A 25,480-nucleotide genomic window follows, 5' to 3' on the forward strand; every position below is an offset into this window, starting at 1 on the left:
CTCTTTTGATGATGCGAATCAAATGTAGCTGAATAAGCCAGGTCGCCTTCATTCATGGCGAATTTATTTTCTTTGGCTGTTCGATTGACGCTGTTGGTGGGCCAGCACAGTGGAGGACCACTTACGGGAACGAACTGCATCTCGGCCACGATTGCTACAGCCAAATAAAGCGCGTCTCATTCCGGAAGTGAATGTTCTACGCTGAAATGGTGCTCGCAACTGGCTTGTGGTCTAGACCCGAAAAAGCGATGATCAGTGAGCCCAGTCGTCTTAAGGGAATGGCTTACGTCCGCTACGCCCCGAGGGTGTGATTCATTAGTCACTTCCTTTCACAAGAAGGCATGCACAAGTGCTAGTGGGAAAGGCGGGGATCTACAACATAAGTTATATAAAAGTTGGATTGCTGAAGGGAATCTTATGTTAGAGCAAGAGAAGGCGATATCCGATTTGCTCAGTAATATTTTTGCGACGGACCAGAACTTTCATATAAAGCAAATGCCGGATGGAAATTATGTTAGGCGTAGCGGGGCGTTAACTTCCTCAGTTGTCAGGGAAAGTATAACTGCTTGTGCGGCGATTGGGGCTTATCAGAAAAATATCGACTCATCTGTGAATTGGTTGTGTTTCGATTTTGACGTTAAAAAAGACTTCCTGGCTTCAGATGTTTTTTTATCAGCAATGGAAGAGTTGAATGCGGCTGTTGATTCATTTTGCGAGAAGTTAAAGCAAATTGAAATACCATATTTGTTAGAGTTCTCTGGCCAGCGGGGGATGCATGTTTGGATACTTTTTTCAGAAAGAATTAGCTATAGAGTTGCATATGAAATTACGCTAACTATTAGAGCAAGGTTTATATCTACATCAGAGTCAGGGATGATTGCTATCGATCTCTTTCCAAAGACAAGGACTCCCTCCGGAGGAGTCGGTGTAGGTGTGAAAATACCACTTTCGAAACATGTTAAAACTGGTTGTTACTCCCTTCTGGCCCCTGATCAAAATAAGTCTGAAAGCAAGGTTAATATTAGTAATCTGACTGCTGAAATACTCGATCAACAGCTAAGTATTTTACAGAACAAAAAAGAAATTTCTAAGGCGAAAACTGAGAAAGTATTAGGCGTATTTTTCGATTTGAGTCAGGACTCTAGTATGTCGGCGGCTAGAGTTAAGTCTATAGTTGTAAGTCAAGATTCGCTTAGTGTTAATGAGTTAATAAAACATTGGGAAAAGCATAGACCGCTAAAGAAATTAGCTGAAAGGTTTTTGGTAGACAAACAATTAAGTCACGCTGAAAGGATGCTATTAGTCGGGATTTTTGTAAATCTAAAGTCTTCCAAGTATAATCATCTAGGCGAGTTTTTCTTGCTGAAGGTTTTCTCAAAAACCTCAAATTATGACGAGGAAAAATCAAAAAAAGCTTTGAGAAAGCTTCAGTCATTCCATTTTCCCTCGCAACAGCAGATAGAAAATGTAACCGGTGAAAAGTTCGATGTGGCACTATCGTTAGAGGAGTTGCTATATGCATGCATACCTTCTTTTAGTCATTATGTTAATGGGCTTTTTGATTTTTCTCTAGATGATATTGAGGTGACAAGGGCTGCTGAAATTAATTATATATTTCAAAATGACGAGGTCCAGTCTGCGAGATTAATTTCTTACCTGTCAAATGGAGATGGCGTGGAGTTGTTGTCTCAAGTAGATAGCTTCGTAGCTGACTTTTCTGAAGTAGATTACTACGTACATACTAGAAATGAGTCGAGCAAACAGCGAAAGCTTATAACTTTGGGTGCAGTCGAACGCTTAACTACATCGGTAATTTTAAAGCAGTTAATTTACTTTTTTGATTTTAAGCCTAGTGATAACTCCTATGGCTATCAAGTTAATCCCGGATTTAAAGATCGATATATATTCAAGCCGTGGCTTAATCTTTGGGTTGAGTTTGTTGCAGGGATTAGTTTGATAGTTGATGATTTGGCTAACGAAAATTTTTATGTCGTAAAAGCTGATATATCAAGATTTTACGATGAGGTTCCGCACGAACCGATTAAGAGGCTTTTGCTTGGAGGGGTTAACGAAAAAATTGACAAGAAGTTAGCGACTTTAGATGCTGACTCAACTCTTGGCTACTATAAATTAATTAATATTCTGTTCCAGATGAATTCAGTTTTCTCAGTTGGCGGGACAGGCAGAGGGCTGCCACAGGGGCCTGCTTATGCTAGATTCTTAGCGGAACTATATCTCGATAATATAGACTCCGTTTTTGAGCAAGCCCTCAAAGGTGGAGAGGTGCTTTTTTATCGGCGATATGTTGATGATGTGTTCATTATATGTAGGACTGAGTCAGAAGCTAAAGAGCAATTAATTGCATTAAAAGGGCTGGTCCAGAATCTTGGTTTGGTTGTTAACGACGAAAAAACAAGTATAACGCAAATTTGTAATTTTTCAGAAGACTTCCAGCGCTACAGGGCCCAATCAAAATATGCCGTAGATCGAGCTTCTCGCAATTATGAGCAGGCAACAGATACTCAGAAAAATCTTGCGATAAATGAATTTATCAATATTATCCAGGCTGATACTTGTGACGATGACCTTGCGTTTGTCTTTTCTCATTTATCGGGAGTGTCTGAAGTAGACCATCTTAAAGTCGAAAAAGTAATCCCTACCTTAAAGTCAGGCATTGGTAGAGGGAGTTTGTATAGGCATCTTTTTAATTTTGTAGTAGAAGGGCCAGAGCGATGGGGATTGCTCACGCAAATTGAGCATTACAATTCACTGCAGTCTGAAGTTTTTACCAGTGTGGTTCTGTCGCAAATAGGCTCTATAAGCCAAGGTCGCGTGGCTTTCGATATCGTGCTTATTGATGTGATCTCGAGGCTCGAGAAAACTCGGTTGGTTCAAGAGAATATTTGTCGATTGAAGTTGGTGCATGGTGTTGATATAAATATAAATGATGTCGAGGTGGACGTTATCTTGATCGCGCTTTCGGATTATAATGATCCGATAGAGTTGCACATTGACTCTGCACTGATCGAACGATTGGCTTTAAGTTTAAATGCCGAGCAATCGCTATCCAAATTTGTAAGCTATCTATACCCGTTGAGTATGTGTCCAAGTGTTTCTTCTGGATCTTTAAATTTGCTAGCGCGAATATTTTATGCAAAGATTTCTAACGCGTCACGTCTAAATTTATTAGTTGTTTCTAAGTTTCCTGCTCTTGTTTACGAGTTGCCTGCGACTAGATTTTATCATCTCCTATGTCTTTTTTCGTTGTCGGATGTTAATGAGGATCTGGATGTTTTAAAGTCCGCTTGGGTCTACTGTATCGAACTTTTCAACGAGATTGATAATTATAATACCCCGCTAAAGCCTGATAATTGGTTTAAAAGGTTGCCTGATTTAAGTGTGAGTCATCCGAAGAGTAATGTGGTAATTACTGCCATTATAGATGGGTCTATTTGTCGGGGAGTTACCGATAGGAGCAATTTGTTTGAGATGTTTCATGGGGCAATAATAATATTTCTCGCTGGAAACTCTACAATAAAAAATTTAGTTGATATCAGTGTTGCACTAGAGGGACTTAAAGAAAGAGGTTTTTTTTATAGGTGGGTTATTGAAAATGATGGTGTGCATTTTTTCCCAAGTAGGAATTGGTTCGAGAAAAACGCTTTCGAAAATAATTGTATAATTCTCAAGAAAAATAACGAAATTCTTATAAGAAAAAACGAAAGTGATTTTGTCGAAGCTTCGAACGTTACGACTTATCAAAATGGGTATGGTGAAAAAGTTGCAGTGTACAATGCCACTGCCAACAGATCATTGAGGCAGGTTTTAGAAGGAAAAACTGTTCTCGAGAAGCTAGATATTTTTTTGATTTTAATTGAGCAGTTTAAAGGTGGGGCGTATCCAAATATATTTAGCGATGAGCGGCTTCTTTGCTCTGATAGCTTGACTCCGTTTACAAAGGAATTAGGTAATTTACCTCGGCTCTTAAGAGAGCAGCCAAGTGGCGATGTAACGTCATATCCGAATGACCAGAAATATTTCATATCATGTCTATTTTGCTTGGACTTTTCTGATGGTGCTGACTCGGTACTTGAGTGCGTTAGAGAGAAGTATCTATCTAACTTAGGGGATTACATAAATTCATATGATTTTTTAGTGCTGGCGAAGGCGGAACTTGAAAAGCTGCCAGTTATTGATACCTCGCTATATCTAGATCTGGCTATGGCTTCAGCTCTTTATCAAATATTCGAAAAAGATGAAAGACTGCTAGAAAGATTTGTAGATGTTTATGATCGTTTTAACAAAAGTGGCGGAGATAAATCGATATATTGTGTATCGAGCGAGGATGATATCAGTGATTCTACGCCGGGCATGATGTTTGCTGTTATCTCTAAAGCTTTGGGGCGAGTAGTGCAATGCATCGCACCAACTCTGCGCTTTTTCCTTGATTTGGATGTTAAAGAGTATCTATCTCGTGTAGAAGCTATACTGGAGGCCGATAAGAGTCTCGGGATTGATATTAGTTTGGCCGATTTTTATAAAGTGAGGGTTGATGTTAGGCATACCGAAAGATTGGTTGTCTATGCTCAGATAGAGTCGACGTTTGATAACACCTTTGTTTTAAATTATGGAGTGGGTGAGCTTCAGCTATTTAACTCGTCGATCCATTCCTATGTTCTAAGGTCTTCGGATCACATTTACGCAATCAAAAAAGGAGAGGTTAGCGTTTTACTGCCTATAAGCCCCTCTATTAGCAAAATGTATTCTTCAGTTAAGTCTCGTTTCGCTAGTCTTCCGAAAAATTTGGTTGTTTCGACAACGTATCCAGTCTATCAACTCGAAGAGGTGTCTTCTCATCTGAATCAGTTTGCCAAAGCTATAAAAAATATTTCTTATAATAGGGATGTTTCTACTTCTGTTGCTGAAAACATTCTTCGGCGATGGCTTTCCGGCATACCTAAGAAATTCCATGAAGGATTATGCGCTCTTATCGCTGGTCACATTACGATGAGTGCGGAAGATGTTGACGCTTTCATTTCAGCCGTGCGGACGTTACTTGCAACGAAATCGAAAAATGCTTTTTTTATAAAAAATATTGGGGATTTTAATGGGGCTCATCGTATCCTTTTTAAAGATCTAAATGTTGGTCGCATTATCGATAAATTTCACCCTTGCAGTATTGAAGCAGGAGCTCATGAGGTGACGTTAATCGTAGACAATATTATTTCAGGTGGGCAGGTTATAAAGGCTTTAAGATTTTATGCGGGTGGCGGTGGTTTAAACGAAAACTATTACTCTTATGGCGAGAGTGAAATGGCGGCTCTCGCTGTGAAGCTAAAGGGAATAAAGTTTTTAAATTTATGTCAGGTTTTTTATACTTCTATAGGTTTAGAACGTATCGCTATGGAGTGTAGGGAGTTTTTAAATCCGAATGTTGAGGTTCGAGCATTCGGAGGGAGAGATATAGGATGTAACGCTTTATTTGGCACCTCCTTAGAAATTAGTGAGCGTGATAAAAAATTATTGCGCGTATTGTTTCAGCGGAAGGAGAGTCTTAGTGAGCTATTTCTAGCTCTTGACGGAAATTTTGATATTCGAGACTTTAATAATATCGATAGATTAAATTTGGTTGCTCGATACCGATCGTTGCCAAAAAAATGTTTCGCCTTTCTCGCTTTGGGGCTTTCGCATGATAGGCATTGTTCACCATTTGAAAGGGTTCTTGAGGCTGTTCCAGTTAAAAAATAACGCTTTAGTTTTGTTTGTCATTGAGGGTGGGCTTTTGTGCTAAGGCTGATGCGGTTTTGTCCAATTGCTGTTTTTATTGAAATTGTCTAGTCCTGAAATAGGTTTACACCTGTTTCAGGACTAGACAAGACTGTCCGTCTTCTTTGTCTCGACCCCGGCACAAAACGGCCAGCCCCCAGTGTATCTACCGATAGAAGCTAGTCCCGCCGTGCTATTCCCGTTTAAGCAGCTTCGATACCCGGAGAGCGGCGAACCATGTTAATTGGCCGAAGCCGACCAGCAGGCGCCTCAGTACACGGAAGCACTGCCCCAGCCTCTGCCGTGTAACCCTCAAAACCCGACGCCTATCAGCCGCAGGCCGCGCATCAATCAAACATAGCTTGGTAGTCGCCAAGGCCACCTTCGCTCCGACCGCCACAGCGACAGCAAGAAAATACAGCCAACGGTGATTCTTGGCTTTGTCATGTTGGCTGACCAGCGCCGACAACTGCTTCAAGGAAGGCTTGGCACCGGCGAGCCACGGAACAATGCATTCGCTGGCCAAGGCTACGGTGTGACTGCTGATATTTTTGTCCACCAGACCCGGTGGGCCATCAGGATTGGCCGAGCAATAGCCACGGGGGACGTACTCGCAGGTGCTGGAGAGCGGCGATGAGCGCGAGATGACATTAGAAAAGTACTTCACGGGGCACAACCGTTGGTTGTAGTCGTTGATCTCTTTGCGGATGGCGATCACATCCTCGTCGCTTATGGTTCTTCTCGTCGCGGCGTAGAACCCTTTGGAGTCGTCCGGTGCGAAATCTATGAAGTAGCTGGCTTCACCTTCCTTGATGTGAGTAAAAGTCCATTGCGAATTGCTGCTCCACTGGCACGATTTCAGCCTATCCAGGCCATTAGCCCTGCAATAATCATCGTAGCGCCTGATCTGGCTCAACAGGAACGCGCTGGCGTCCTGGATGCTCGCCGTCGCCTCCTTCAGCAATGTGGCGTCTTCGTTGGCGCCGTTGTCCGCCACGAAGAACACCGCGGCGACCAATGCCAGCGGAAACCAGAAGTGATCGTATATCTGACGGAAGCGTTCGGTCAGGTTGAGGTTGTCATAGATAAGCACCATGACGGCCCATCCGGTGATGGCGCAAAGCATCAACAGGGGAATCAGCCCGACTTCGCTGCCCAGTTTCCCAACGCCATTGATGGCGTAACGGATGGGCAGGTAATTGATGTTGGGAAAAAGGCCCAGGCAGTTCAACGTTCCCGGTAGGAGCAAGAGTGCGAAGAAGATGAGCACGCCTTGCTTCTTGCCCACCGTATAGGCCGCTGCTGTCAGCAAGGGAATCAGCAGCAGCGACAGCATCATCAGATAGCCAAGTGTGGCCATCATCGCTTCATCGGGCGACCAGTAGGTTCCGGTGATTTGCCCGGCGTCGTTACGCCCGGTGAAGGTCGATGATACGACGCCAAGCCCCTCCAGGATCTGGTGCAGGTTGTAGGCCGCGCCGTGAAGAAACTTTACGTAAGGGTAGAAGAAACTCCCTATGGAAATTGGCATCAATCTGAGTCCTTCAATGCTGTAGACATTCCTTGGTTACTTGAAGCGCTTTTTGCCTGAAGGGCCAGAAGGTGGGGAAGGGGCGGCTGCGGCAAACGTGCTATCCATCTCTGCGCGGTCGTAATCCAGTAAATACTCTTGATGCTGACAGTACAGCTGCCTGAGCAGCGTTTCGTTAGGCCCAACGGCATCCATGCCTCTGTCGTCATAGGGGAAGACCATAACGCCCTGCGGCAGGTTGAAAAGATACAAAAGGCAGTTGAATTGCGGTTGGATCGGAGCAAGGTCTTTGGCTAGGGCTCCCCATAGCAACGTATCAAGACGGGAGATGGGGAGTTTGAACGCGATATTGATCCAATACTCTGGCTGATCTTCGCTATACCACTCGTCAGCGGCTATATCCTCACGCCAGATTGAACGCGTAGAGGGAATGAGTATTCCGGCGGATCGCAGCGCGCGAAGCACTGGCCTGTGGATGAAATGGTTTCCGTCAGAGTAGGCGCGCAGACAGACGACGAGCTCGTCTTCGCCGTGGAAGATGTCGTTGCAGATCCTTGTCGCTTTGCGGTGCGCGGTTAGGAACTGATCGATCACTCCGCCGGACTCGGAGAGTTCAAAGCGCAAGCCGCCGTGATAGGAATAGAACAGTGGTCTGGCGAACGTGTTGCTGCCAAAGATTCGTTTGATTTCGATTTGTAGATTCACGTGTGTCCTGGGCAGCTCTTCAACCGTTTCCATGGTTTGGGTGGTGCGATGGGATGTTACGACGCCTCGGATAGTGGGTCGATGACCTTGGATGTCGCACCGCTAGCCGTCGCCGCGTTCTCGCGCTCAGTCGAACTCCACATTGGGCGCGAGCGATGGATGCTCAAGACTCAGGTCTTCAAGGCACTTTTGCATGAGCTCAGCATCTTTGGGTAAGCGCCTGGACAACACATCCCACCCGGAAATTTTCAGTTGCACGGGCATTTCCACCAATCCTGTAATTGCGTCCCAGAAGGCATCCCAGTTACAGCCGTACCAGCCGGGGAAACCGAGCGCATCGCTCAGGGTGGAATGGAGTTCGTCGGCACTCATCACTCCGTTTAGGTCAATCTGCACAAGCTGTGGGCGGGTCATCGTCCGAGCCTCAATAGCGTTTAGCGGTCAGCGATCAGAACTGAATTGGGGCGGATTATTTTCATCGGCCGAAATGTTCGATTCACTTCTCTTAGGCGTCTGTCTTTGTGCGAACGGGCCCGTCATGGCTGCCGTTAACAGCCACTTCAGCTTTTGAAATCCGACAAAACAAACGAAGTGCAACTTGTAAGATAAACCTCAACCTTCTCCAACGAAGGCATCACCTCGCTACACGACTCGGTGCGCTCCCCGTCAGCCTCCCGAATCAAGCTAACGGTATATCCGCCCTCAACCCGCCGCAGGGTGCCGACATATTTAACTGCACGACCCTGTTCGTCACTCAACGATGTAGCGGTCAGGTCCTTCTCCGGCAAGGCTTGCTCCGTTCGAGTCATCAGTGCCTTACGCTTCGCAGCGTAATCCTTCGCGGCGATCGCGCCGACAATCGCGACGGCAATCCAGAAGAGCATTTCCAGGTTGCTCACCATCCGCCGTTTCGCTTCATGGGTTTCGGTTAGCCAACTGCCTATCGCTGCGATGATGTCGTCCATGAATTACCTGCGTAGGAGCGTGTTTTGCCTGTAAGGCTGCAACGTGGAGCGTCGCGGGATGCGTTGCCACGCGGAGCGTGGGAACGAGCGATGGGGTTTATAGAATATCTTTCACGTAACTGTTAAGCGCGATGAGCGGAGCGTAAAGATCGTCCATCTTCTGAACTGCGCTGAAATCCGTAGCCAAACGATGCAGCTCTCGGCCTAGCACCGTGTCCACCCCACCAATCGCTCCCAACGCTAAATCCAGGCATCGACCGATTTCGCGCTGAATCCCAGCCACATCGCCCCGGCGTATCAACAACTCAAAAACCTCCCGGTCGCAACTGCCCATCAATGGATCATCCCGCAGGATCGGGCTGTGGCCCTCCGTCTCATACGCCAGCTTGAGGGAGTAAAGAGCGACCGTTTCCAGCAGCAATTCCATGGGGTGAAATCCTTTGTGACTGGGTGGGGAGGGTGGGGTGATGGTTAATGTCTTGGATTTGGCAGCTTCGGGTATTGGTGAGGGTGGTGACTGCATTGTGAGCGCTTCGCGCTCAAGCGGGAGCAAGCTCCCTCGCCACAGGTTCTTCTCCTGCCACAGGATCTTCCCCTACCACAGGTTTTTCCCTGCCACAGATTCTTCTCTACCACCGGAGTTCTTCCTTGTTCCCAGGTTCTTCCTTACCACAGGTTCTTCCTCTCCATGGGGTTGGCTATGGGGGGCCGCTTCGCGGCCCAGCGGGGATAAATCCCCTCGCCACAAGGGGGGAATAAATCCCTTCACCACAAAGGGCAGTAGGGATAGATCCCCTCACCACAAAAGCGGGTAGGGGACTGGCTGAGCCCTGCATTACCCGCAGAAAACCACTTTCCTACAGACGAAAAAAAAGACCTTGAATTTCAAGGTCTTTCTTTAAGATGGTGCCCCGAGGGAGACTCGAACTCCCACTCCTTTCGAAAACGGATTTTGAATCCGCCGCGTCTACCAATTCCGCCATCAGGGCTCAATGGCGGCGAAGTATAGAGAGGTGCCTACCGTTGGTCAATCACGTTTCATGGTGAATTTTTGATATTTCCGCTAGACTTTCCGGCCCTGCTAGACGAACCCCATCATGCGTGTTGCTGACTTTACCTTCGAACTCCCGGATTCGCTGATCGCTCGCCACCCTCTGGCCGAGCGTCGCGCCAGTCGACTGTTGACCCTGGACGGGGTCAGCGGTGCCATGGCTCACCGTCAATTCACTGATTTGCTTGAGCATTTGCGCCCGGGCGATTTGATGGTGTTCAACAATACCCGGGTGATTCCGGCGCGGTTGTTTGGCCAGAAAGCCTCCGGCGGCAAGCTGGAGATTCTGGTGGAGCGGGTGCTGGACAGTCATCGGGTGCTGGCCCATGTGCGGTCGAGCAAGTCGCCCAAGCCGGGGTCGTCGATCCTCATCGACGGTGGCGGCGAGGCGGTGATGGTGGCGCGGCATGATGCGTTGTTCGAGCTGGAATTTGCCGAAGAGGTGTTGCCGCTGCTCGACCGTGTCGGGCACATGCCGTTGCCTCCTTATATAGATCGCCCGGACGAAGGTTCGGACCGCGAGCGTTATCAGACCGTGTACGCCGAGCGCCTGGGGGCGGTGGCGGCGCCGACGGCGGGGCTGCATTTTGATCAGCCGTTGCTGGAGGCGATTGCCGCCAAGGGTGTCGAGACGGCGTTCGTGACGCTGCATGTTGGCGCCGGTACGTTTCAGCCGGTGCGTGTGGAGCGCATTGAAGACCATCACATGCACAACGAATGGCTGGAAGTGAGCCAGGAAGTCGTCGATGCCGTGGCGGCCTGCCGTGCTCGCGGTGGGCGGGTGGTGGCGGTGGGGACCACCAGCGTGCGGTCCCTGGAAAGTGCCGCCCGCGATGGCGTGCTCAAGCCGTTCAGTGGCGACACCGATATCTTTATCTACCCGGGCCGGCCGTTTCATGTGGTCGATGCCTTGGTCACCAACTTTCATTTGCCTGAATCCACGCTGTTGATGCTGGTTTCGGCGTTCGCCGGTTATCCCGAAGCCATGGCCGCCTACAAGGCCGCCGTCGAGCATGGATACCGCTTTTTCAGCTACGGTGATGCGATGTTCATCACCCGTAACCCCGCGCCACGCGGACCCGAGGAAACAGTATGAGTCGCACCTGTCGCATGTCCTTCGAGTTGCTTGCCACCGATGGCAAGGCTCGTCGCGGTCGTCTGACCTTCCCCCGCGGTACCGTGGAAACCCCGGCGTTCATGCCGGTGGGCACCTATGGCACGGTCAAGGGCATGCTGCCGCGTGACATCGAGGCGATTGGCGCGGAGATCATCCTGGGCAACACCTTCCACCTGTGGCTGCGCCCGGGTATGGAGGTGATCAAGGCCCATGGTGACTTGCACGATTTCATGCAGTGGAAGGGCCCGATCCTGACCGACTCCGGCGGTTTCCAGGTGTTCAGCCTCGGTGCCATGCGCAAGATCAAGGAGGAGGGCGTGACCTTCGCTTCTCCGGTCGACGGCTCCAAGGTGTTCATGGGCCCGGAAGAGTCGATGCAGGTGCAGCGCGACCTGGGCTCGGACATCGTGATGATCTTCGACGAATGCACGCCGTACCCGGCCGATGAAGACGTGGCGCGGGTGTCCATGGAGCTGTCGTTGCGCTGGGCCCAGCGTTCGAAGAACGCCCATGGCGAAAACACCGCGGCGCTGTTCGGGATTGTGCAGGGCGGCATGCACCGCGACCTGCGCATGCGCTCCCTCGAAGGCCTGGACAAGATCGGCTTCGACGGCCTGGCGATTGGCGGCCTGTCGGTGGGCGAGCCGAAGCACGAGATGATCAAGGTGCTCGATTACCTGCCGGGCGAGATGCCCGCTGACAAACCTCGTTACCTTATGGGCGTTGGCAAACCGGAAGATCTGGTTGAGGGTGTGCGCCGCGGTGTGGACATGTTCGATTGCGTGATGCCAACCCGTAATGCCCGCAATGGGCATCTGTTCATCGACACTGGTGTGCTGAAGATCCGTAACGCGTTCCATCGCCATGATGATTCGCCGCTGGATCCGACGTGCGATTGCTACACCTGCCAGAACTTCTCCCGCGCTTATCTGCATCATTTGGACAAGTGCGGCGAAATGCTCGGCAGTATGCTCAATACCATCCACAATTTGCGCCATTATCAGGTGCTTATGGCTGGTTTGCGCGAGGCTATCCAACAGGGTACATTGGCCGCCTTTGTCGAGGCCTTCTATGCCAAGCGCGGGTTGCCTGTTCCGCCCTTGGACTGAGTTTTCCGATCCCTAGATTCAATACTTGCAACTGGAGTGCTAAATGAGCTTTTTTATCTCTAATGCCATGGCTGACGCGGCTGCACCTGCTGCTGCCGGCCCTATGGGCGGTGGTTTCGAGTGGATTTTCCTGGTCGGCTTCCTGGTCATCTTCTACCTGATGATCTGGCGTCCACAGGCCAAGCGCGCCAAAGAGCAGAAGAACCTGCTGAGCAGCTTGCAGAAGGGCGATGAAGTGGTCACCACCGGCGGCATCGCTGGCAAGATCACCAAAGTGGCTGATGACTTCGTGGTACTGGAAGTGTCCGACACTGTTGAAATGAAGTTCCAGAAGGGCGCTATCGCGGCCACGCTGCCAAAAGGCACGCTGAAAGCGATCTAAGTAACAACTTCTATTCAATCGACGGGGCGCGCAAGGCGCCCCGCGTCATAAGCGGGCGGCGTGATGCTGAACAAATACCCTCTGTGGAAATATGTACTGATCCTGGCGGTGCTGGCGGTCGGTCTGATTTATTCCGCTCCCAATCTATACCCGGATGACCCGGCCATTCAGGTCAGTGGCGCAAGCACTGCGCTGCAGGTCACCCAGGCCGATCTGGACCGTGCGAGCGCTGCGCTCAAGGCGTCCAACATCGAAGTCAAGGCTGCGACCGTTGCCGAAGGTGGCAAGGGCGGTCTGTTGCGCCTGGTCAAGGCGGAAGACCAACTGCCAGCCAAGGACGTGGTGCGCAAGGCGTTGGGCGACGATTACGTCGTAGCCCTGAACCTGGCCCAGACCACTCCGCAATGGCTGCGCAAGCTTGGCGCGCACCCGATGAAGCTGGGCCTGGACTTGTCCGGCGGTGTGCACTTCCTGCTGGAAGTGGACATGGAAAAAGCCCTCGACGCGCGGATGAAAGTCTACGAAGGCGACGTCAAGAGCCTGCTGCGTAAAGAGCGTCTGCGTTATCGCAGCCTGCCGCCACTCGACGGTGCCATTCAGCTGGGCTTCAGCGATGAAGATGCCCGCGAGCAGGCCCGTGCGCTGATCCGCAAGAACTTCAATGATTTCGACATTGTGCCGGCCGACCTCAATGGTCAGGCGGTGCTGCGTCTGGCGATGACCCCGGCCAAGCTGGCGGAAATCCGCGAATACTCCATCAAGCAGAACTTGACCACGGTGCGTAACCGCGTCAACGAGCTGGGTGTGGCCGAGCCGATCGTGCAGCGCCAGGGCGCCAACCGCATCGTGGTTGAGTTGCCAGGCGTGCAGGACACTGCCGAAGCCAAGCGTATCCTCGGCAAGACCGCCAACCTGGAGTTCCGCCTGGCCGCTGAGCCGGGGGCTTCCAGGGCCACTTCCGAGAGCTTCGAGTTCCGTGAGGGCGGTCGTCCGGCGGCGCAGATCGAGCGTGGCTTGATCATCACCGGTGACCAGGTGACCGACGCCCAGGCGGGCTTCGACGAGCAGGGTCGTCCGCAGGTGAACATTCGCCTGGACGGCCATGGCGGCGAACTGATGAGCCGCGCCACGCGCAGCAACGTTGGTCGCAGCATGGCGGTGATCTTCATCGAGCAGAAGCCGACCACCACTTACACCAAGCAAGTGGTCAATGGCGTCGAGAAAGACGTACCGGTACAGACCTTCAAGGAAGAGAAGAAGATCATCAGCCTGGCGACCATCCAGTCGCCGCTGGGCAGCCAGTTCCGCATCACCGGCCTCAACGGCCAGGGTGAGTCCTCGGAACTGGCCCTGCTGCTGCGTGCCGGTGGCCTGGCCGCGCCAATGTACTTCGCTGAAGAGCGCACCATTGGCCCGAGCCTGGGTGCCGACAACATCACCAAGGGTATCGATGCTTCGCTGTGGGGCATGCTGTTCGTGTCGCTGTTCATCATCGCCATCTACCGCTTCTTCGGCCTGATCGCCACGGTTGCGCTGGCGGTGAACATGGTGCTGCTGCTGGCCCTGATGTCCTTGCTGGGCGCCACGCTGACCCTGCCGGGTATCGCCGGTATCGTGTTGACCATGGGTATGGCGGTGGACGCCAACGTGCTGATCTTCTCGCGGATACGTGAAGAGATCGCAGCGGGCATGTCGATCCAGCGGGCAATCAACGAAGGCTTCGGCCGGGCATTTACTGCGATTATCGACTCCAACCTGACCACGTTGCTGGTGGGCGGGATTCTCTTTGCCATGGGCACCGGCCCGGTGAAGGGCTTCGCAGTGACCATGTCCCTCGGGATCTTTACCTCGATGTTCACAGCCATCATGGTGACCCGCGCAATGGTCAACCTGATCTTTGGCGGTCGTGACTTCAAGAAGTTGTGGATTTAAGGGGCTGCCATGTTACGTACAATCAACTTCATGGGCGTTCGCAATATTGCGTTCGGCCTCACCTTGTTCCTTACAGTCCTGGCGTTGTTCAGCTGGGCCACCAAGGGCCTGAACTATGGCCTGGACTTCACCGGCGGTACGCTCATCGAGCTGACCTACGAGCGTCCGGCTGACGTCACCAAGGTGCGTGAGCAACTGGCGTCCTCCGGCTACAGCGATGCCATCGTGCAGAGCTTTGGCGCAACGACTGATCTGTTGGTGCGTATGCCAGGTGAAGACCCGCAATTGGGTCACCAGGTAGCCGAAGCCTTGCAGAAGGCCGGTGGCGACAACCCGGCCCAGGTCAAGCGCGTCGAGTTCGTTGGCCCGCAGGTGGGTGAAGAGCTGCGCGACCAGGGCGGCCTCGGCATGCTGCTGGCGCTGGGCGGCGTGATGCTCTACCTGGCGTTCCGCTTCCAGTGGAAGTTCGCGGTGGGCGCGATTGTCTCGCTGATCCACGACGTGATCGTGACCGTGGGCATCCTGTCGTTCTTCCAGATCACCTTCGACTTGACGGTGCTGGCGGCAGTGTTGGCGATCATTGGTTACTCGCTCAACGACACCATCGTGGTGTTCGACCGGGTGCGTGAAAACTTCCGGGTGCTGCGCAAGGCCTCCTTGGTCGAGAACATCAACATCTCGACCACCCAGACCCTGCTGCGGACCATGGCGACGTCGATCTCCACCTTGCTGGCGATTGCCGCACTGCTGTTCTTCGGCGGCGACAACCTGTTCGGTTTCTCCATTGCACTGTTCATTGGTGTGATGGCGGGTACTTACTCGTCGATCTACATCGCCAACGTGGTGTTGATCTGGCTGAAGCTGAGCTCCGAGGATCTGATTCCTCCTGCGGCCACTGACACGGAAGTGGACGACCGCCCATAAGGCTCGGTTTCCCGTCCGTCACAGCAGAAAAGGCGCGAGTTGAACTCGCGCCTTTTTTTGTGCTCCAAGGCTGGGAGAAGCGCGGATTAATCCGCTTGTGATGGTCAGGAGGTTCAAGTGAACAAATCGATGCTGGTTGGTGCGGTATTGGGTGCTGTCGGTGTAACAGCCGGTGGTGCGGTCGCCACCTACAGCTTGGTAAAAAGTGGCCCTGAGTATGCGCAAGTATTGGCCGTGGAGCCGGTCAAGACCCAAATCAAGACCCCGCGTGAAGTGTGCAAGGACGTCACCGTGACTCGGCAGAAGCCAGTCCAGGACCAGCACCAGATCGCCGGTACCGTGTTGGGCGCCGTAGCCGGTGGCCTGCTGGGTAACCAGATCGGCGGCGGCACCGGCAAGAAAATCGCTACCGTGGCGGGTGCGGCCGGTGGTGGTTATGCCGGTAACAAGATTCAGGAAGGCATGCAGGAACGCGACACCTACACCACCACCCAGACTCGCTGCAACACGGTCAATGACATCAGCGACAAGGTGGTAGGCTACGACGTTCGCTACATGCTCGACGGCAAAGAAGGCAAAGTCCGCATGGACCGCGACCCGGGCAACCAGATCCCGGTGAGCAAGGAAGGTCAGCTGATCCTGGGCCAGAACGAACCAGCTCAGTAATCCAACCGCTATAAAAAAGCACCCTTCGGGGTGCTTTTTTTATGCCCGCATTTCATGGCCCGTCACCAATCCCCTGTGGGAGCTGCAGTGGACACAAATCTTGTGTCCGGCCCAAATTCCCTGTGGGAGCGAGCTTGCTCGCGATAGCGGTGGATCAGCTTGCATCCATGTCGAATGTGCCACCGCCATCGCGAGCAAGCTCGCTCCCACACTGGATCTCCAGCGGATACGAAACCTGTGCCCGGCCCAAATCCCTCTGTGGGAGTGAGCTTGCTCGCGATAGCGGTGGTTCAGCCTGCATCCATGCTCAGGTGTCATCCATTGTGGCGAGGGAGCTTGCTCCCGCTCGGTTGCGCAGCGACCGCAAGATCTTGGGTCGCCTGCGCAGCCCAGCGGGAGCAAGCTCCCTCGCCACGGGGTGTTCATCTGAGCTGAGTGGTGTGGGGCAGGCATAAAAAAAGCACCCCGAAGGGTGCTTTTTCTGTAGCCGAGCTGCTTAGCGCTTCAGCGAAGCCGGCAAATGCGGCTGGATGGCGGTGAGCACAGCCTTGAAGCATTTGGTGTTGCCAGCAACGATGTGACCTTTCTCAAGGAAATCGTGGCCGCCAGTGAAGTCACTCACCAAGCCGCCGGCTTCCTGGATCAGCAGGGCACCCGCAGCCATGTCCCACTCGGACAGGCCCGACTCCCAGAACGCATCGAAACGGCCAGCAGCCACATAAGCCAAATCCAGGCTCGCAGCACCGGCGCGGCGGATGCCGGCGGTCTGGCCGACCAGGGCGCGGAACATGCCCAGGTAGTTGTCCAGGTTGTCCATCTGGTCATCACGGAACGGGAAGCCGGTACCCAGCAGGGCGCCATCCAGGCTGGTGCGGCCGCTGACGCGCAGGCGACGACCGTTCAGTTGGGCGCCACGGCCACGGCTGGCGGTGAATTCTTCCTGGCGAACCGGGTCCAGCACAACGGCGTGTTCCAGGCGGCCACGGTACTTGCAGGCGATGCTGACAGCGAAGTGAGGAATGCCGCGCAAGAAGTTGGTGGTGCCGTCCAGCGGATCGATGATCCACAGGTACTCTTCGCCTTCGATGCCGGTACCGGCGTGCATGCCGGTCTCTTCACCGAGGATGGAGTGGTTCGGGTAAGCCTTGCGCAGGGCGTCGACGATCTTTTGCTCGGCGGCACGATCGACCTCGGACACGTAGTCCTTGGCGTCTTTTTCATCGACCTTGATGGTATCCAGGCGCTCGATGGAGCGGAAGATCAGTTCACTGGCGCTGCGGGCGGCGCGCAGCGCGATATTCAGCATGGGCTGCATGGATGTGTCACCTAAGGTTGTTAAAGAAAGCCGCGCATTCTATCAGAAAGTTTTCCGAGGAGAAGGTTGGTGTTCGCTTTCATAGCTTAACGGTAGGTGCTTATGTAAGATTTGCTCCCTTTATCGTGTTCGAGAGCGCCTCCCTTGTTGCAGAACATTCGTGTCGTCCTGGTCAATACCAGCCATCCGGGTAACATCGGCGGAGCTGCGCGGGCCATGAAGAACATGGGCCTGTCGCGCCTGGTGCTGGTCGAGCCGCGCTTGTTTCCCCATCACGAAGCCGACGCCCGGGCCTCCGGCGCCGGTGACATCCTCGCCAACGCCCAGGTCGTCGCCAGCCTCGAAGATGCCTTGGTGGGTTGCAACCTGGTGCTCGGCACCAGCGCCCGCGACCGCCGTATCCCCTGGCCGCTGCTCGACCCCCGCGAATGCGGGACCAAAGTGGTCGAGGAGGCCGCGCAAGGCTTTGAAATCGCCCTGGTGTTCGGCCGTGAAGACTCCGGTCTGACCAACGACGAGCTGCAGCGATGTCACTTTCACGTGCATATCCCTTCCGACCCCGAGTTCAGTTCCTTGAACCTGGGGGCGGCGGTGCAGGTGTTGAGTTATGAAGTGCGCATGGCTTGGCTGGCGGCCGAAGGCAAGCCCAGCAAAGTCGAAAAAACCGAGGTCACGTCGCCGCGCAGTGAGACACTGGCGACCATGGACGAGCTGGAACGATTCTTTGAACACCTGGAGCAGACCCTGGTGGACATCGAATTCCTCGACCCGGAAAAGCCGCGACACTTGATGGCGCGCCTGCGTCGGTTGTACGGACGAAGCTCGGTCAGCCGGGCGGAGATGAATATATTGCGCGGCATCCTCACGGAAACCCAGAAGGCGGCCCGTGGCGAGCTGATTAAGCGGAAGAAATAAAATGTTCGAACGTTTGCGTGAAGATATCCAAAGTGTTTTCCATCGTGACCCGGCGGCGCGCAATGCCTTTGAGGTGCTGACCTGCTACCCGGGGATGCACGCCATCTGGATCCATCGCCTGTCCGGTGCCTTGTGGAACATGGGCTGGAAGTGGCTGGCGCGGCTGGTCTCGAACTTCGGCCGCTGGCTGACCGGGATCGAGATCCACCCGGGTGCCAAGGTCGGCCGTCGGTTCTTCATCGACCACGGTATGGGCATCGTCATCGGCGAAACCGCCGAGATCGGCGACGACGTGACCCTGTACCAGGGCGTGACCCTCGGCGGCACCAGCTGGAACAAAGGCAAGCGCCACCCAACCCTGGAAGACGGCGTGGTGGTCGGTGCCGGCGCCAAGGTGCTCGGGCCGTTCACGGTGGGGGCGGGGGCGAAAGTCGGCTCCAACGCCGTGGTGACCAAGGCCGTGCCGCCGGGCGCGACCGTGGTGGGTATTCCAGGCCGGATCATCGTCAAATCCGACGAGGAGCAGGATGCCCGTCGCAAGGCCATGGCCGAGAAGATCGGCTTCGACGCCTACGGTGTTGGCGAGGACATGCCCGACCCGGTCGCCCGCGCCATCAACCAGTTGCTCGATCACCTGCAGGCCGTCGATGGGCGCCTGGAGGGGATGTGCGGCGCCCTGAAGGACCTGGGCAGTAATTACTGTGCCAAGGACCTGCCTGAGCTGCGCGAGGAAGATTTCGCGTGTGTGAAGGACAAGGATGAGAGCCAGGCCAGCTGAAACCCTGCTGGCCCCATCGCGAGCAAGCTCGCTCCCACAGGGGATTTGCAGTGGTCACAATTCGAAGGCCGCCGCAGATCCAATGTGGGAGCGAGCTTGCTCGCGATGAACGATAACGCGGTATCACTGGTCGCCACTGGCCAGCCTTTGCTATCATGCGCGCGCTCTTTCGCGGGTAAACCTGAGTAAAGCACTAGGTCTTATACTTGACTTAAATACTCGGGAATTGCATACTCGCCCCCATTCCGAACTCCGTGGTAATTGTCCATGCGACTGACTACAAAAGGCCGATACGCCGTGACCGCAATGCTGGATCTGGCATTGCATGCGCAGCACGGGCCGGTGTCCCTGGCCGATATCTCCGAGCGCCAGGGCATTTCCCTGTCTTACCTTGAACAGCTGTTCGCCAAGCTGCGCCGCAGCAACCTGGTTTCCAGCGTTCGCGGCCCCGGTGGCGGCTACCAGCTGTCGCGCGACATGCAGGGCATCCAGGTCGCCCAGGTGATCGATGCGGTGAACGAATCGGTCGATGCGACCAAATGCCAGGGCCTTGGCGACTGCCATGGCGGCGATACTTGCCTGACCCACCACTTGTGGTGCGACCTCAGCCTGCAGATTCACGAATTTCTGAGCGGTATCAGCTTGGCTGACCTTGTAACTCGCCGTGAGGTGCAAGAAGTAGCCCAGCGTCAGGACCAGCGCCGTTGCAATGGCAAGACGCTGCACCTGGACAAGATTGAAGCGTCCGCCGTCGAATGACTGCCGCAGAGCACGCGGAACGCCAGCCAGCCTGATTTAGGAGAAAGTCCATGAAATTGCCGATTTACCTTGATTACTCTGCGACCACCCCGGTTGATCCGCGTGTTGCGCAAAAAATGAGTGAATGCCTGCTGGTCGACGGAAACTTCGGTAACCCGGCGTCCCGTTCCCACGTGTTCGGCTGGAAGGCCGAAGAGTCGGTCGAAAACGCCCGTCGCCAGGTCGCCGACCTGGTCAACGCCGACCCGCGTGAAATCGTCTGGACCTCCGGTGCCACCGAATCCGACAACCTGGCAATCAAGGGTGTCGCGCATTTCTACCACACCAAAGGCAAGCACCTGATCACCTCCAAGATCGAGCACAAGGCTGTCCTGGACACCATGCGCCAACTGGAGCGTGAAGGCTTCGAAGTCACCTACATCGAGCCAGGTGAAGACGGCATCATCACCCCGGCCATGGTCGAAGCCGCATTGCGCGACGACACCATCCTGGTTTCGATCATGCACGTGAACAACGAAATCGGCACCGTCAACGACATCGCGGCCATCGGCGAGCTGACCCGTTCCAAGGGCGTCCTGTTCCACGTCGACGGCGCGCAGTCCACTGGCAAGGTCGACATCGACCTGTCCAAGCTGAAAGTCGACCTGATGTCGTTCTCCGCCCACAAGACCTACGGCCCTAAAGGCATCGGCGCCCTGTACGTCAGCCGCAAGCCGCGTGTTCGCCTCGAAGCGACCATGCACGGCGGCGGTCACGAGCGTGGCATGCGTTCCGGTACCCTGGCGACCCATCAGATCGTCGGCATGGGCGAAGCCTTCCGTGTTGCCAAAGAAGACATGGCGGCCGAGAACGTCCGCATCAAGGCCCTGAGCGACCGCTTCTTCAAGCAGGTCGAGCACCTCGAAGAACTCTACGTCAACGGCAGCATGACCGCCCGCGTACCGCACAACCTGAACCTGAGCTTCAACTACGTTGAAGGCGAGTCGCTGATCATGGCGCTCAAGGATCTGGCCGTGTCGTCCGGTTCAGCGTGCACCTCGGCGTCCCTGGAGCCTTCGTACGTACTGCGCGCCCTGGGCCGCAACGACGAACTGGCCCACAGTTCCATTCGCTTTACCTTCGGCCGTTTCACCACCGAAGAAGAAATCGATTACGCCGCGCAGAAAGTCTGCGAGGCCGTTACCAAGCTGCGCGCTCTGTCGCCGCTGTGGGACATGTACAAAGACGGCGTCGACATTTCGAAAATCGAGTGGGCGGCGCACTGAAGAAGTCGCCACCAGAGCGACTCACTGATGAGGATTGAAGCAAATGGCATATAGCGAAAAGGTCATCGACCACTACGAGAACCCGCGCAACGTCGGCAAGATGGACGCGCAGGATCCTGATGTCGGCACTGGCATGGTCGGCGCTCCGGCGTGCGGCGACGTCATGCGCCTGCAGATCAAGGTCAACGAGCAGGGCATCATCGAAGATGCCAAGTTCAAGACCTACGGCTGCGGTTCGGCCATTGCGTCCAGCTCCCTGGCCACCGAATGGATGAAGGGCAAGACCCTTGATGAAGCCGAAACCATCAAGAACACCCAGCTGGCCGAAGAGCTGGCCCTGCCGCCAGTGAAGATCCACTGCTCGGTACTCGCCGAAGACGCCATCAAGGCCGCCGTTCGCGATTACAAGCAGAAGAAAGGCTTGATCTGATCCGCGTTACGGTAAGGAGTTTTCCATGGCTATCCAGATGACAGAAGCGGCAGCTAAGCATATTCAGCGCTCCCTCGCGGGGCGCGGCAAGGGCGAGGGTATCCGCCTGGGTGTTCGCACCACGGGCTGCTCTGGTCTTGCCTATGTGCTGGAATTCGTCGACGAAGTGGGCGAAGACGATCAGGTATTCGAAAGTCATGGTCAGAAAGTGATCATCGACCCGAAAAGCCTGACGTACCTGGACGGCACCGAACTGGATTTCGTCAAGGAAGGGTTGAACGAAGGCTTCAAGTTCAACAATCCCAACGTGCGCGGTGAATGTGGCTGCGGCGAAAGCTTCAACATCTGAGGCAGCTTGTGGGTACTCCTTGTCATTTTGCGTTGTTCCAGTTGCAGCCTGCTTTCCAGCTGGACCTCGATCAGTTGTCCGCGCGTTATCTGGAACTGGCCCGTGGCGTCCACCCCGACCGCTTTGCCGATGCCTCCGAGGCGGAGCAGCGGCGGGCGCTCGAGCAGTCGGCGAACCTCAACGAGGCTTACCAGACGCTCAAGCACCCGGCCAAGCGTGCGCGTTACCTGCTCGCCATCAGCGGTCATGAGTTGCCGCTGGAGGTCACGGTCCACGATCCCGAGTTTCTCTTGCAGCAGATGCAATGGCGCGAAGAGCTCGAGGACCTGCAGGACAGCGCCGACCTGGCCGGTGTCGCGGCATTCAAGCGGCGCTTGAAAGACGCCCAGCAAACACTGAACGACAGCTTCGCAGCCTGCTGGAACGATGCCGCGCAACGCGAACAGGCCGAGCGCCTGATGCGGCGCATGCAGTTCCTCGACAAGCTCACCTACGAAGTGCGCCAGTTAGAAGAGCGCCTCGACGATTAACCCAGTGCCGCTCCGGTCGCACGCCTGATTACAGATAAGTCCTGATTACGATGGCCCTACTGCAGATCGCCGAACCCGGCCAAAGTCCACAACCACACCAGCGTCGCCTGGCTGTGGGGATCGACTTGGGTACCACCAATTCCCTGGTCGCTGCCTTGCGCAGCGGTCTTTCCGAACCGCTGGCCGACGAGCAGGGGCAGGTGATCCTGCCGTCCGCCGTGCGTTATCACGCCGACCGCGTTGAAGTGGGCGAGTCGGCCAAGCTGGCCGCCGCCACCGACCCTTTCAACACCATTGTCTCGGTCAAGCGCTTGATGGGTCGTGGTCTGTCCGACGTCAAGCAATTGGGCGACCAGCTGCCGTACCGCTTCGTCGGTGGCGAATCCCATATGCCGTTCATCGAAACCGTGCAGGGCCCGAAAAGCCCGGTCGAGGTTTCCGCCGACATCCTCAAGGTCCTGCGCCAGCGCGCAGAAGCGGCGTTGGGCGGTGAGCTGGTGGGTGCGGTCATTACCGTGCCGGCCTATTTCGATGACGCCCAGCGCCAAGCCACCAAGGACGCTGCCAAGCTGGCTGGCCTGAACGTGCTGCGCCTGCTCAACGAGCCAACGGCCGCTGCCGTGGCGTATGGCCTGGACCAACATGCCGAAGGCCTGGTCGCGATCTACGACTTGGGCGGCGGCACGTTCGATATTTCGATCCTGCGCCTGACCGGCGGTGTCTTCGAAGTCCTGGCCACCGGTGGCGACAGCGCCCTGGGCGGTGACGACTTCGACCACGCCATCGCTGGCTGGATCATCGAGCAAGCTGGTCTTTCCGCCGACCTCGACCCGGGTGCGCAACGCCATCTGCTGCAAACCGCCTGCGCTGCCAAGGAAGCCTTGACTGACGCTGCTACGGTTGAAGTTGCTTATGGCGACTGGAAAGCCTCCCTGACCCGCGAAGCCTTCGATGCCTTGATCGAACCCATGGTCGCCCGCAGCCTCAAGGCTTGCCGCCGCGCGGTGCGCGATTCCGGCGTAGAGCTGGAAGACGTCAAGGCCGTGGTCATGGTCGGCGGTTCGACCCGCGTGCCTCGGGTTCGCGAAGCCGTTGCCGAGGCCTTTGGTCGCCAGCCGCTGACTGAAATCGACCCGGACCAGGTGGTCGCCATTGGCGCCGCGATCCAGGCCGATACCTTGGCCGGCAATAAGCGCGACGGCGGCGAATTGCTGCTGCTCGACGTGATTCCGTTGTCCCTGGGGCTGGAAACCATGGGCGGCCTGATGGAGAAGGTGATTCCACGCAATACCACCATCCCGGTTGCTCGCGCCCAGGACTTCACCACTTATAAAGACGGCCAGTCGGCCATGATGGTCCACGTGCTGCAAGGCGAGCGTGAACTGATCAGCGACTGCCGTTCCCTGGCCCGCTTCGAATTGCGCGGCATCCCGGCCATGGTCGCCGGTGCGGCGAAGATCCGCGTGACCTTTCAGGTCGATGCCGATGGCTTGCTCAACGTCTCCGCCCGCGAACTGGCTTCGGGCGTGGAGGCGAGCATCCAGGTCAAGCCGTCCTACGGCCTGACCGACGGTGAAATCGCCAAGATGCTCAAGGATTCCTTCCAGCACGCCAGCGACGACAAGGTCGCGCGGGTGTTGCGCGAGCAGCAGGTCGACGCCCAGCGCCTGATCGAAGCCGTGCAAGGTGCCCTTGAAGCCGACGGCGACCGGTTGCTCGACGCTGAAGAGCGCATGGTCATCGAGCTGCAGATGCAGGAATTGTCCGAATTGATCAAAGGCACCGATGGCTATGCCATCGAGCAGCAGACCAAACGTCTGTCGCAGGTCACCGACGCCTTTGCTGCCCGCCGCCTGGACTCGACGGTGAAAGCCGCCCTGGCGGGGCGCAACCTGAATGAAATCGAGGAATAACTGATGCCGCAGGTGATTTTTCTGCCCCACGAGAAGTTCTGTCCGGAGGGCATGGTCGTGGAGGCTGAGCCCGGGATTTCCATTCTCGAGCTGGCCCATGAGCACCATATCGAGATGGAAAGTGCCTGTGGCGGCGTCTGCGCCTGCACGACGTGCCATTGCATCATTCGTGAAGGCTTCGATTCGCTGGAAGAAGCGGACGATCTGGAGGAAGATTTCCTCGATCGGGCCTGGGGCCTGGAAGCCCAATCGCGCCTGGGCTGCCAAGCCATCGTCGGCACCGAAGACCTGACCGTCGAAATTCCGAAATATTCGCTTAACCATGCGGCCGAAGCGCCGCACTGATGGTGACACTGTCATGAGCTATGGTTGGAATGATGTACAACGCATCGCAGAAGAACTGGCCGAAGCCAAGCCGGACGTGAATCCGCTGACTGTGAATTTTGTCGATTTGCAGCGCTGGATCATGGAGCTACCCGATTTCGACAATACCTCTGGCCGTTGTGGCGAGAAGGTCTTGGAAGCGGTCCAGACGCTCTGGATCGAAGAAATCGACTGATCGACCTGGCAGGTTAGGCAATACCCCTGAACCCGCGTATAATTCGCGGGTTTAATTTTTCGCAAATTACCGTTTCTGGAGTTACACCATGGCTGTTCAACGTACTTTCTCCATCATCAAGCCTGACGCCGTTGCTAAAAACGTGATCGGCAAGATCGTTACCCGCTTCGAAGACGCTGGCCTGCGCGTTGTAGCTTCGAAAATGAAGCAACTGTCCAAAGCCGAAGCCGAAGGCTTCTACGCTGAGCACAGCGAGCGCGGTTTCTTCGGTGAGCTGGTTGCCTTCATGACTTCCGGTCCGGTTGTCGTTCAGGTGCTGGAAGGCGAAAACGCCATCGCTCGCAACCGTGAGCTGATGGGCGCTACCAACCCTAAAGAAGCCGCTGCCGGCACCATCCGTGCTGACTTCGCTGAGTCCATCGACGCCAACGCCGTTCACGGTTCGGACTCCGAAGCCGCTGCCGCTCGCGAAATCGCTTACTTTTTCTCCGCTACTGAAGTAACCACTCGCTAAGCCCA

Annotated in this window: 24 protein-coding genes and 1 tRNA gene; 18 read left to right on the forward strand and 7 right to left on the reverse strand. The window is 54.9% G+C overall.

Annotation, left to right across the window (positions count from 1 at the left end; genetic code table 11):
• Positions 1–417 precede the first annotated feature (417 nt).
• On the forward strand, positions 418–5,748 hold the full coding sequence (locus AC3A5O_RS16190; protein ID WP_487753452.1) for a TOTE conflict system archaeo-eukaryotic primase domain-containing protein: 5,331 nt from the start codon (positions 418–420) through the stop codon (positions 5,746–5,748).
• 211 nt (positions 5,749–5,959) lie between these two features.
• Here the strand turns inward: AC3A5O_RS16190 and AC3A5O_RS16195 are convergent, their stop codons facing one another.
• The 6 genes from AC3A5O_RS16195 to AC3A5O_RS16220 all read right to left on the reverse strand — a co-directional run bounded on the left by AC3A5O_RS16195 (position 5,960) and on the right by AC3A5O_RS16220 (position 9,956).
• Positions 5,960–7,297 (reverse strand): hypothetical protein, encoded by a 1,338-nt coding sequence (locus AC3A5O_RS16195; RefSeq protein WP_487753453.1) that lies wholly within the window; start codon positions 7,295–7,297, stop codon positions 5,960–5,962.
• Between the two features lie 36 nt (positions 7,298–7,333).
• Positions 7,334–8,002 (reverse strand): DUF3885 domain-containing protein, encoded by a 669-nt coding sequence (locus AC3A5O_RS16200; protein WP_487753454.1) that lies wholly within the window; start codon positions 8,000–8,002, stop codon positions 7,334–7,336.
• A 126-nt stretch (positions 8,003–8,128) separates the two neighbouring features.
• Positions 8,129–8,416, reverse strand: coding sequence for a barstar family protein (locus tag AC3A5O_RS16205; protein ID WP_487753455.1), 288 nt, complete (start codon positions 8,414–8,416; stop codon positions 8,129–8,131).
• A gap of 146 nt (positions 8,417–8,562) precedes the next feature.
• Positions 8,563–8,967 carry a hypothetical protein gene (locus tag AC3A5O_RS16210; RefSeq protein ID WP_487753456.1) on the reverse strand — a complete coding sequence of 135 codons (405 nt, stop codon included), beginning with the start codon at positions 8,965–8,967 and terminating at the stop codon, positions 8,563–8,565.
• A 97-nt stretch (positions 8,968–9,064) separates the two neighbouring features.
• On the reverse strand, positions 9,065–9,394 hold the full coding sequence (locus tag AC3A5O_RS16215; protein WP_487753457.1) for a hypothetical protein: 330 nt from the start codon (positions 9,392–9,394) through the stop codon (positions 9,065–9,067).
• A gap of 477 nt (positions 9,395–9,871) precedes the next feature.
• Positions 9,872–9,956, reverse strand: a tRNA-Leu gene (locus AC3A5O_RS16220).
• 108 nt (positions 9,957–10,064) lie between these two features.
• On the opposite strand from AC3A5O_RS16220, the gene queA reads away from it, so the two are divergent.
• From queA to AC3A5O_RS16250, 6 genes are all read left to right on the forward strand, one after another.
• Complete coding sequence (queA, locus tag AC3A5O_RS16225; protein ID WP_025211994.1) at positions 10,065–11,114, forward strand: tRNA preQ1(34) S-adenosylmethionine ribosyltransferase-isomerase QueA; 1,050 nt, start codon at positions 10,065–10,067, stop codon at positions 11,112–11,114.
• Positions 11,115–11,128: 14 nt separating this feature from the next.
• Positions 11,129–12,244, forward strand: coding sequence for a tRNA guanosine(34) transglycosylase Tgt (tgt, locus tag AC3A5O_RS16230; protein ID WP_161951757.1), 1,116 nt, complete (start codon positions 11,129–11,131; stop codon positions 12,242–12,244).
• Between the two features lie 43 nt (positions 12,245–12,287).
• Complete coding sequence (gene yajC, locus AC3A5O_RS16235; RefSeq protein WP_007916913.1) at positions 12,288–12,626, forward strand: preprotein translocase subunit YajC; 339 nt, start codon at positions 12,288–12,290, stop codon at positions 12,624–12,626.
• A 63-nt stretch (positions 12,627–12,689) separates the two neighbouring features.
• Complete coding sequence (gene secD, locus AC3A5O_RS16240; protein WP_305469820.1) at positions 12,690–14,558, forward strand: protein translocase subunit SecD; 1,869 nt, start codon at positions 12,690–12,692, stop codon at positions 14,556–14,558.
• 9 nt (positions 14,559–14,567) lie between these two features.
• Positions 14,568–15,482 (forward strand): protein translocase subunit SecF, encoded by a 915-nt coding sequence (gene secF, locus AC3A5O_RS16245; RefSeq protein ID WP_122568816.1) that lies wholly within the window; start codon positions 14,568–14,570, stop codon positions 15,480–15,482.
• Between the two features lie 117 nt (positions 15,483–15,599).
• The gene (locus AC3A5O_RS16250) at positions 15,600–16,148 is read left to right on the forward strand and encodes a glycine zipper 2TM domain-containing protein (RefSeq protein WP_014336691.1); all 549 of its coding nucleotides are present in this window, start codon (positions 15,600–15,602) and stop codon (positions 16,146–16,148) included.
• 496 nt (positions 16,149–16,644) lie between these two features.
• On the opposite strand, the gene suhB is transcribed toward AC3A5O_RS16250, so the two are convergent.
• Positions 16,645–17,463, reverse strand: coding sequence for a type III secretion system regulator SuhB (suhB, locus tag AC3A5O_RS16255; protein WP_003185165.1), 819 nt, complete (start codon positions 17,461–17,463; stop codon positions 16,645–16,647).
• A 144-nt stretch (positions 17,464–17,607) separates the two neighbouring features.
• Between suhB and trmJ the strand changes: the two genes are divergently transcribed.
• From trmJ to ndk, 11 genes are all read left to right on the forward strand, one after another.
• The gene (gene trmJ, locus AC3A5O_RS16260; protein ID WP_305482741.1) at positions 17,608–18,378 is read left to right on the forward strand and encodes a tRNA (cytosine(32)/uridine(32)-2'-O)-methyltransferase TrmJ; all 771 of its coding nucleotides are present in this window, start codon (positions 17,608–17,610) and stop codon (positions 18,376–18,378) included.
• Between the two features lies 1 nt (position 18,379).
• On the forward strand, positions 18,380–19,156 hold the full coding sequence (gene cysE, locus AC3A5O_RS16265) for a serine O-acetyltransferase (protein WP_092165673.1): 777 nt from the start codon (positions 18,380–18,382) through the stop codon (positions 19,154–19,156).
• A 267-nt stretch (positions 19,157–19,423) separates the two neighbouring features.
• Positions 19,424–19,915, forward strand: coding sequence for a Fe-S cluster assembly transcriptional regulator IscR (gene iscR / locus AC3A5O_RS16270; protein WP_122568813.1), 492 nt, complete (start codon positions 19,424–19,426; stop codon positions 19,913–19,915).
• 50 nt (positions 19,916–19,965) lie between these two features.
• Positions 19,966–21,180 (forward strand): IscS subfamily cysteine desulfurase, encoded by a 1,215-nt coding sequence (locus tag AC3A5O_RS16275; protein ID WP_305469825.1) that lies wholly within the window; start codon positions 19,966–19,968, stop codon positions 21,178–21,180.
• Positions 21,181–21,223: 43 nt separating this feature from the next.
• Complete coding sequence (gene iscU, locus AC3A5O_RS16280) at positions 21,224–21,610, forward strand: Fe-S cluster assembly scaffold IscU (RefSeq protein ID WP_003185157.1); 387 nt, start codon at positions 21,224–21,226, stop codon at positions 21,608–21,610.
• A 25-nt stretch (positions 21,611–21,635) separates the two neighbouring features.
• Positions 21,636–21,959 (forward strand): iron-sulfur cluster assembly protein IscA, encoded by a 324-nt coding sequence (iscA, locus tag AC3A5O_RS16285; RefSeq protein ID WP_122568811.1) that lies wholly within the window; start codon positions 21,636–21,638, stop codon positions 21,957–21,959.
• Positions 21,960–21,967: 8 nt separating this feature from the next.
• Positions 21,968–22,489: a co-chaperone HscB gene (hscB, locus tag AC3A5O_RS16290; protein ID WP_122568810.1), complete on the forward strand. Its 522-nt coding sequence runs from the start codon at positions 21,968–21,970 to the stop codon at positions 22,487–22,489.
• A 50-nt stretch (positions 22,490–22,539) separates the two neighbouring features.
• Positions 22,540–24,402 carry a Fe-S protein assembly chaperone HscA gene (gene hscA / locus AC3A5O_RS16295; protein ID WP_305469827.1) on the forward strand — a complete coding sequence of 621 codons (1,863 nt, stop codon included), beginning with the start codon at positions 22,540–22,542 and terminating at the stop codon, positions 24,400–24,402.
• 3 nt (positions 24,403–24,405) lie between these two features.
• Positions 24,406–24,747 carry an ISC system 2Fe-2S type ferredoxin gene (gene fdx, locus AC3A5O_RS16300; protein WP_018611575.1) on the forward strand — a complete coding sequence of 114 codons (342 nt, stop codon included), beginning with the start codon at positions 24,406–24,408 and terminating at the stop codon, positions 24,745–24,747.
• Between the two features lie 13 nt (positions 24,748–24,760).
• On the forward strand, positions 24,761–24,961 hold the full coding sequence (iscX, locus tag AC3A5O_RS16305; protein WP_109753617.1) for a Fe-S cluster assembly protein IscX: 201 nt from the start codon (positions 24,761–24,763) through the stop codon (positions 24,959–24,961).
• A gap of 88 nt (positions 24,962–25,049) precedes the next feature.
• Positions 25,050–25,475, forward strand: a complete 426-nt coding sequence (ndk, locus tag AC3A5O_RS16310; protein ID WP_042727994.1) for a nucleoside-diphosphate kinase — start codon at positions 25,050–25,052, stop codon at positions 25,473–25,475.
• Positions 25,476–25,480: the final 5 nt, after the last annotated feature.

The organism is Pseudomonas sp. Soil_N_39 (assembly GCF_057655955.1).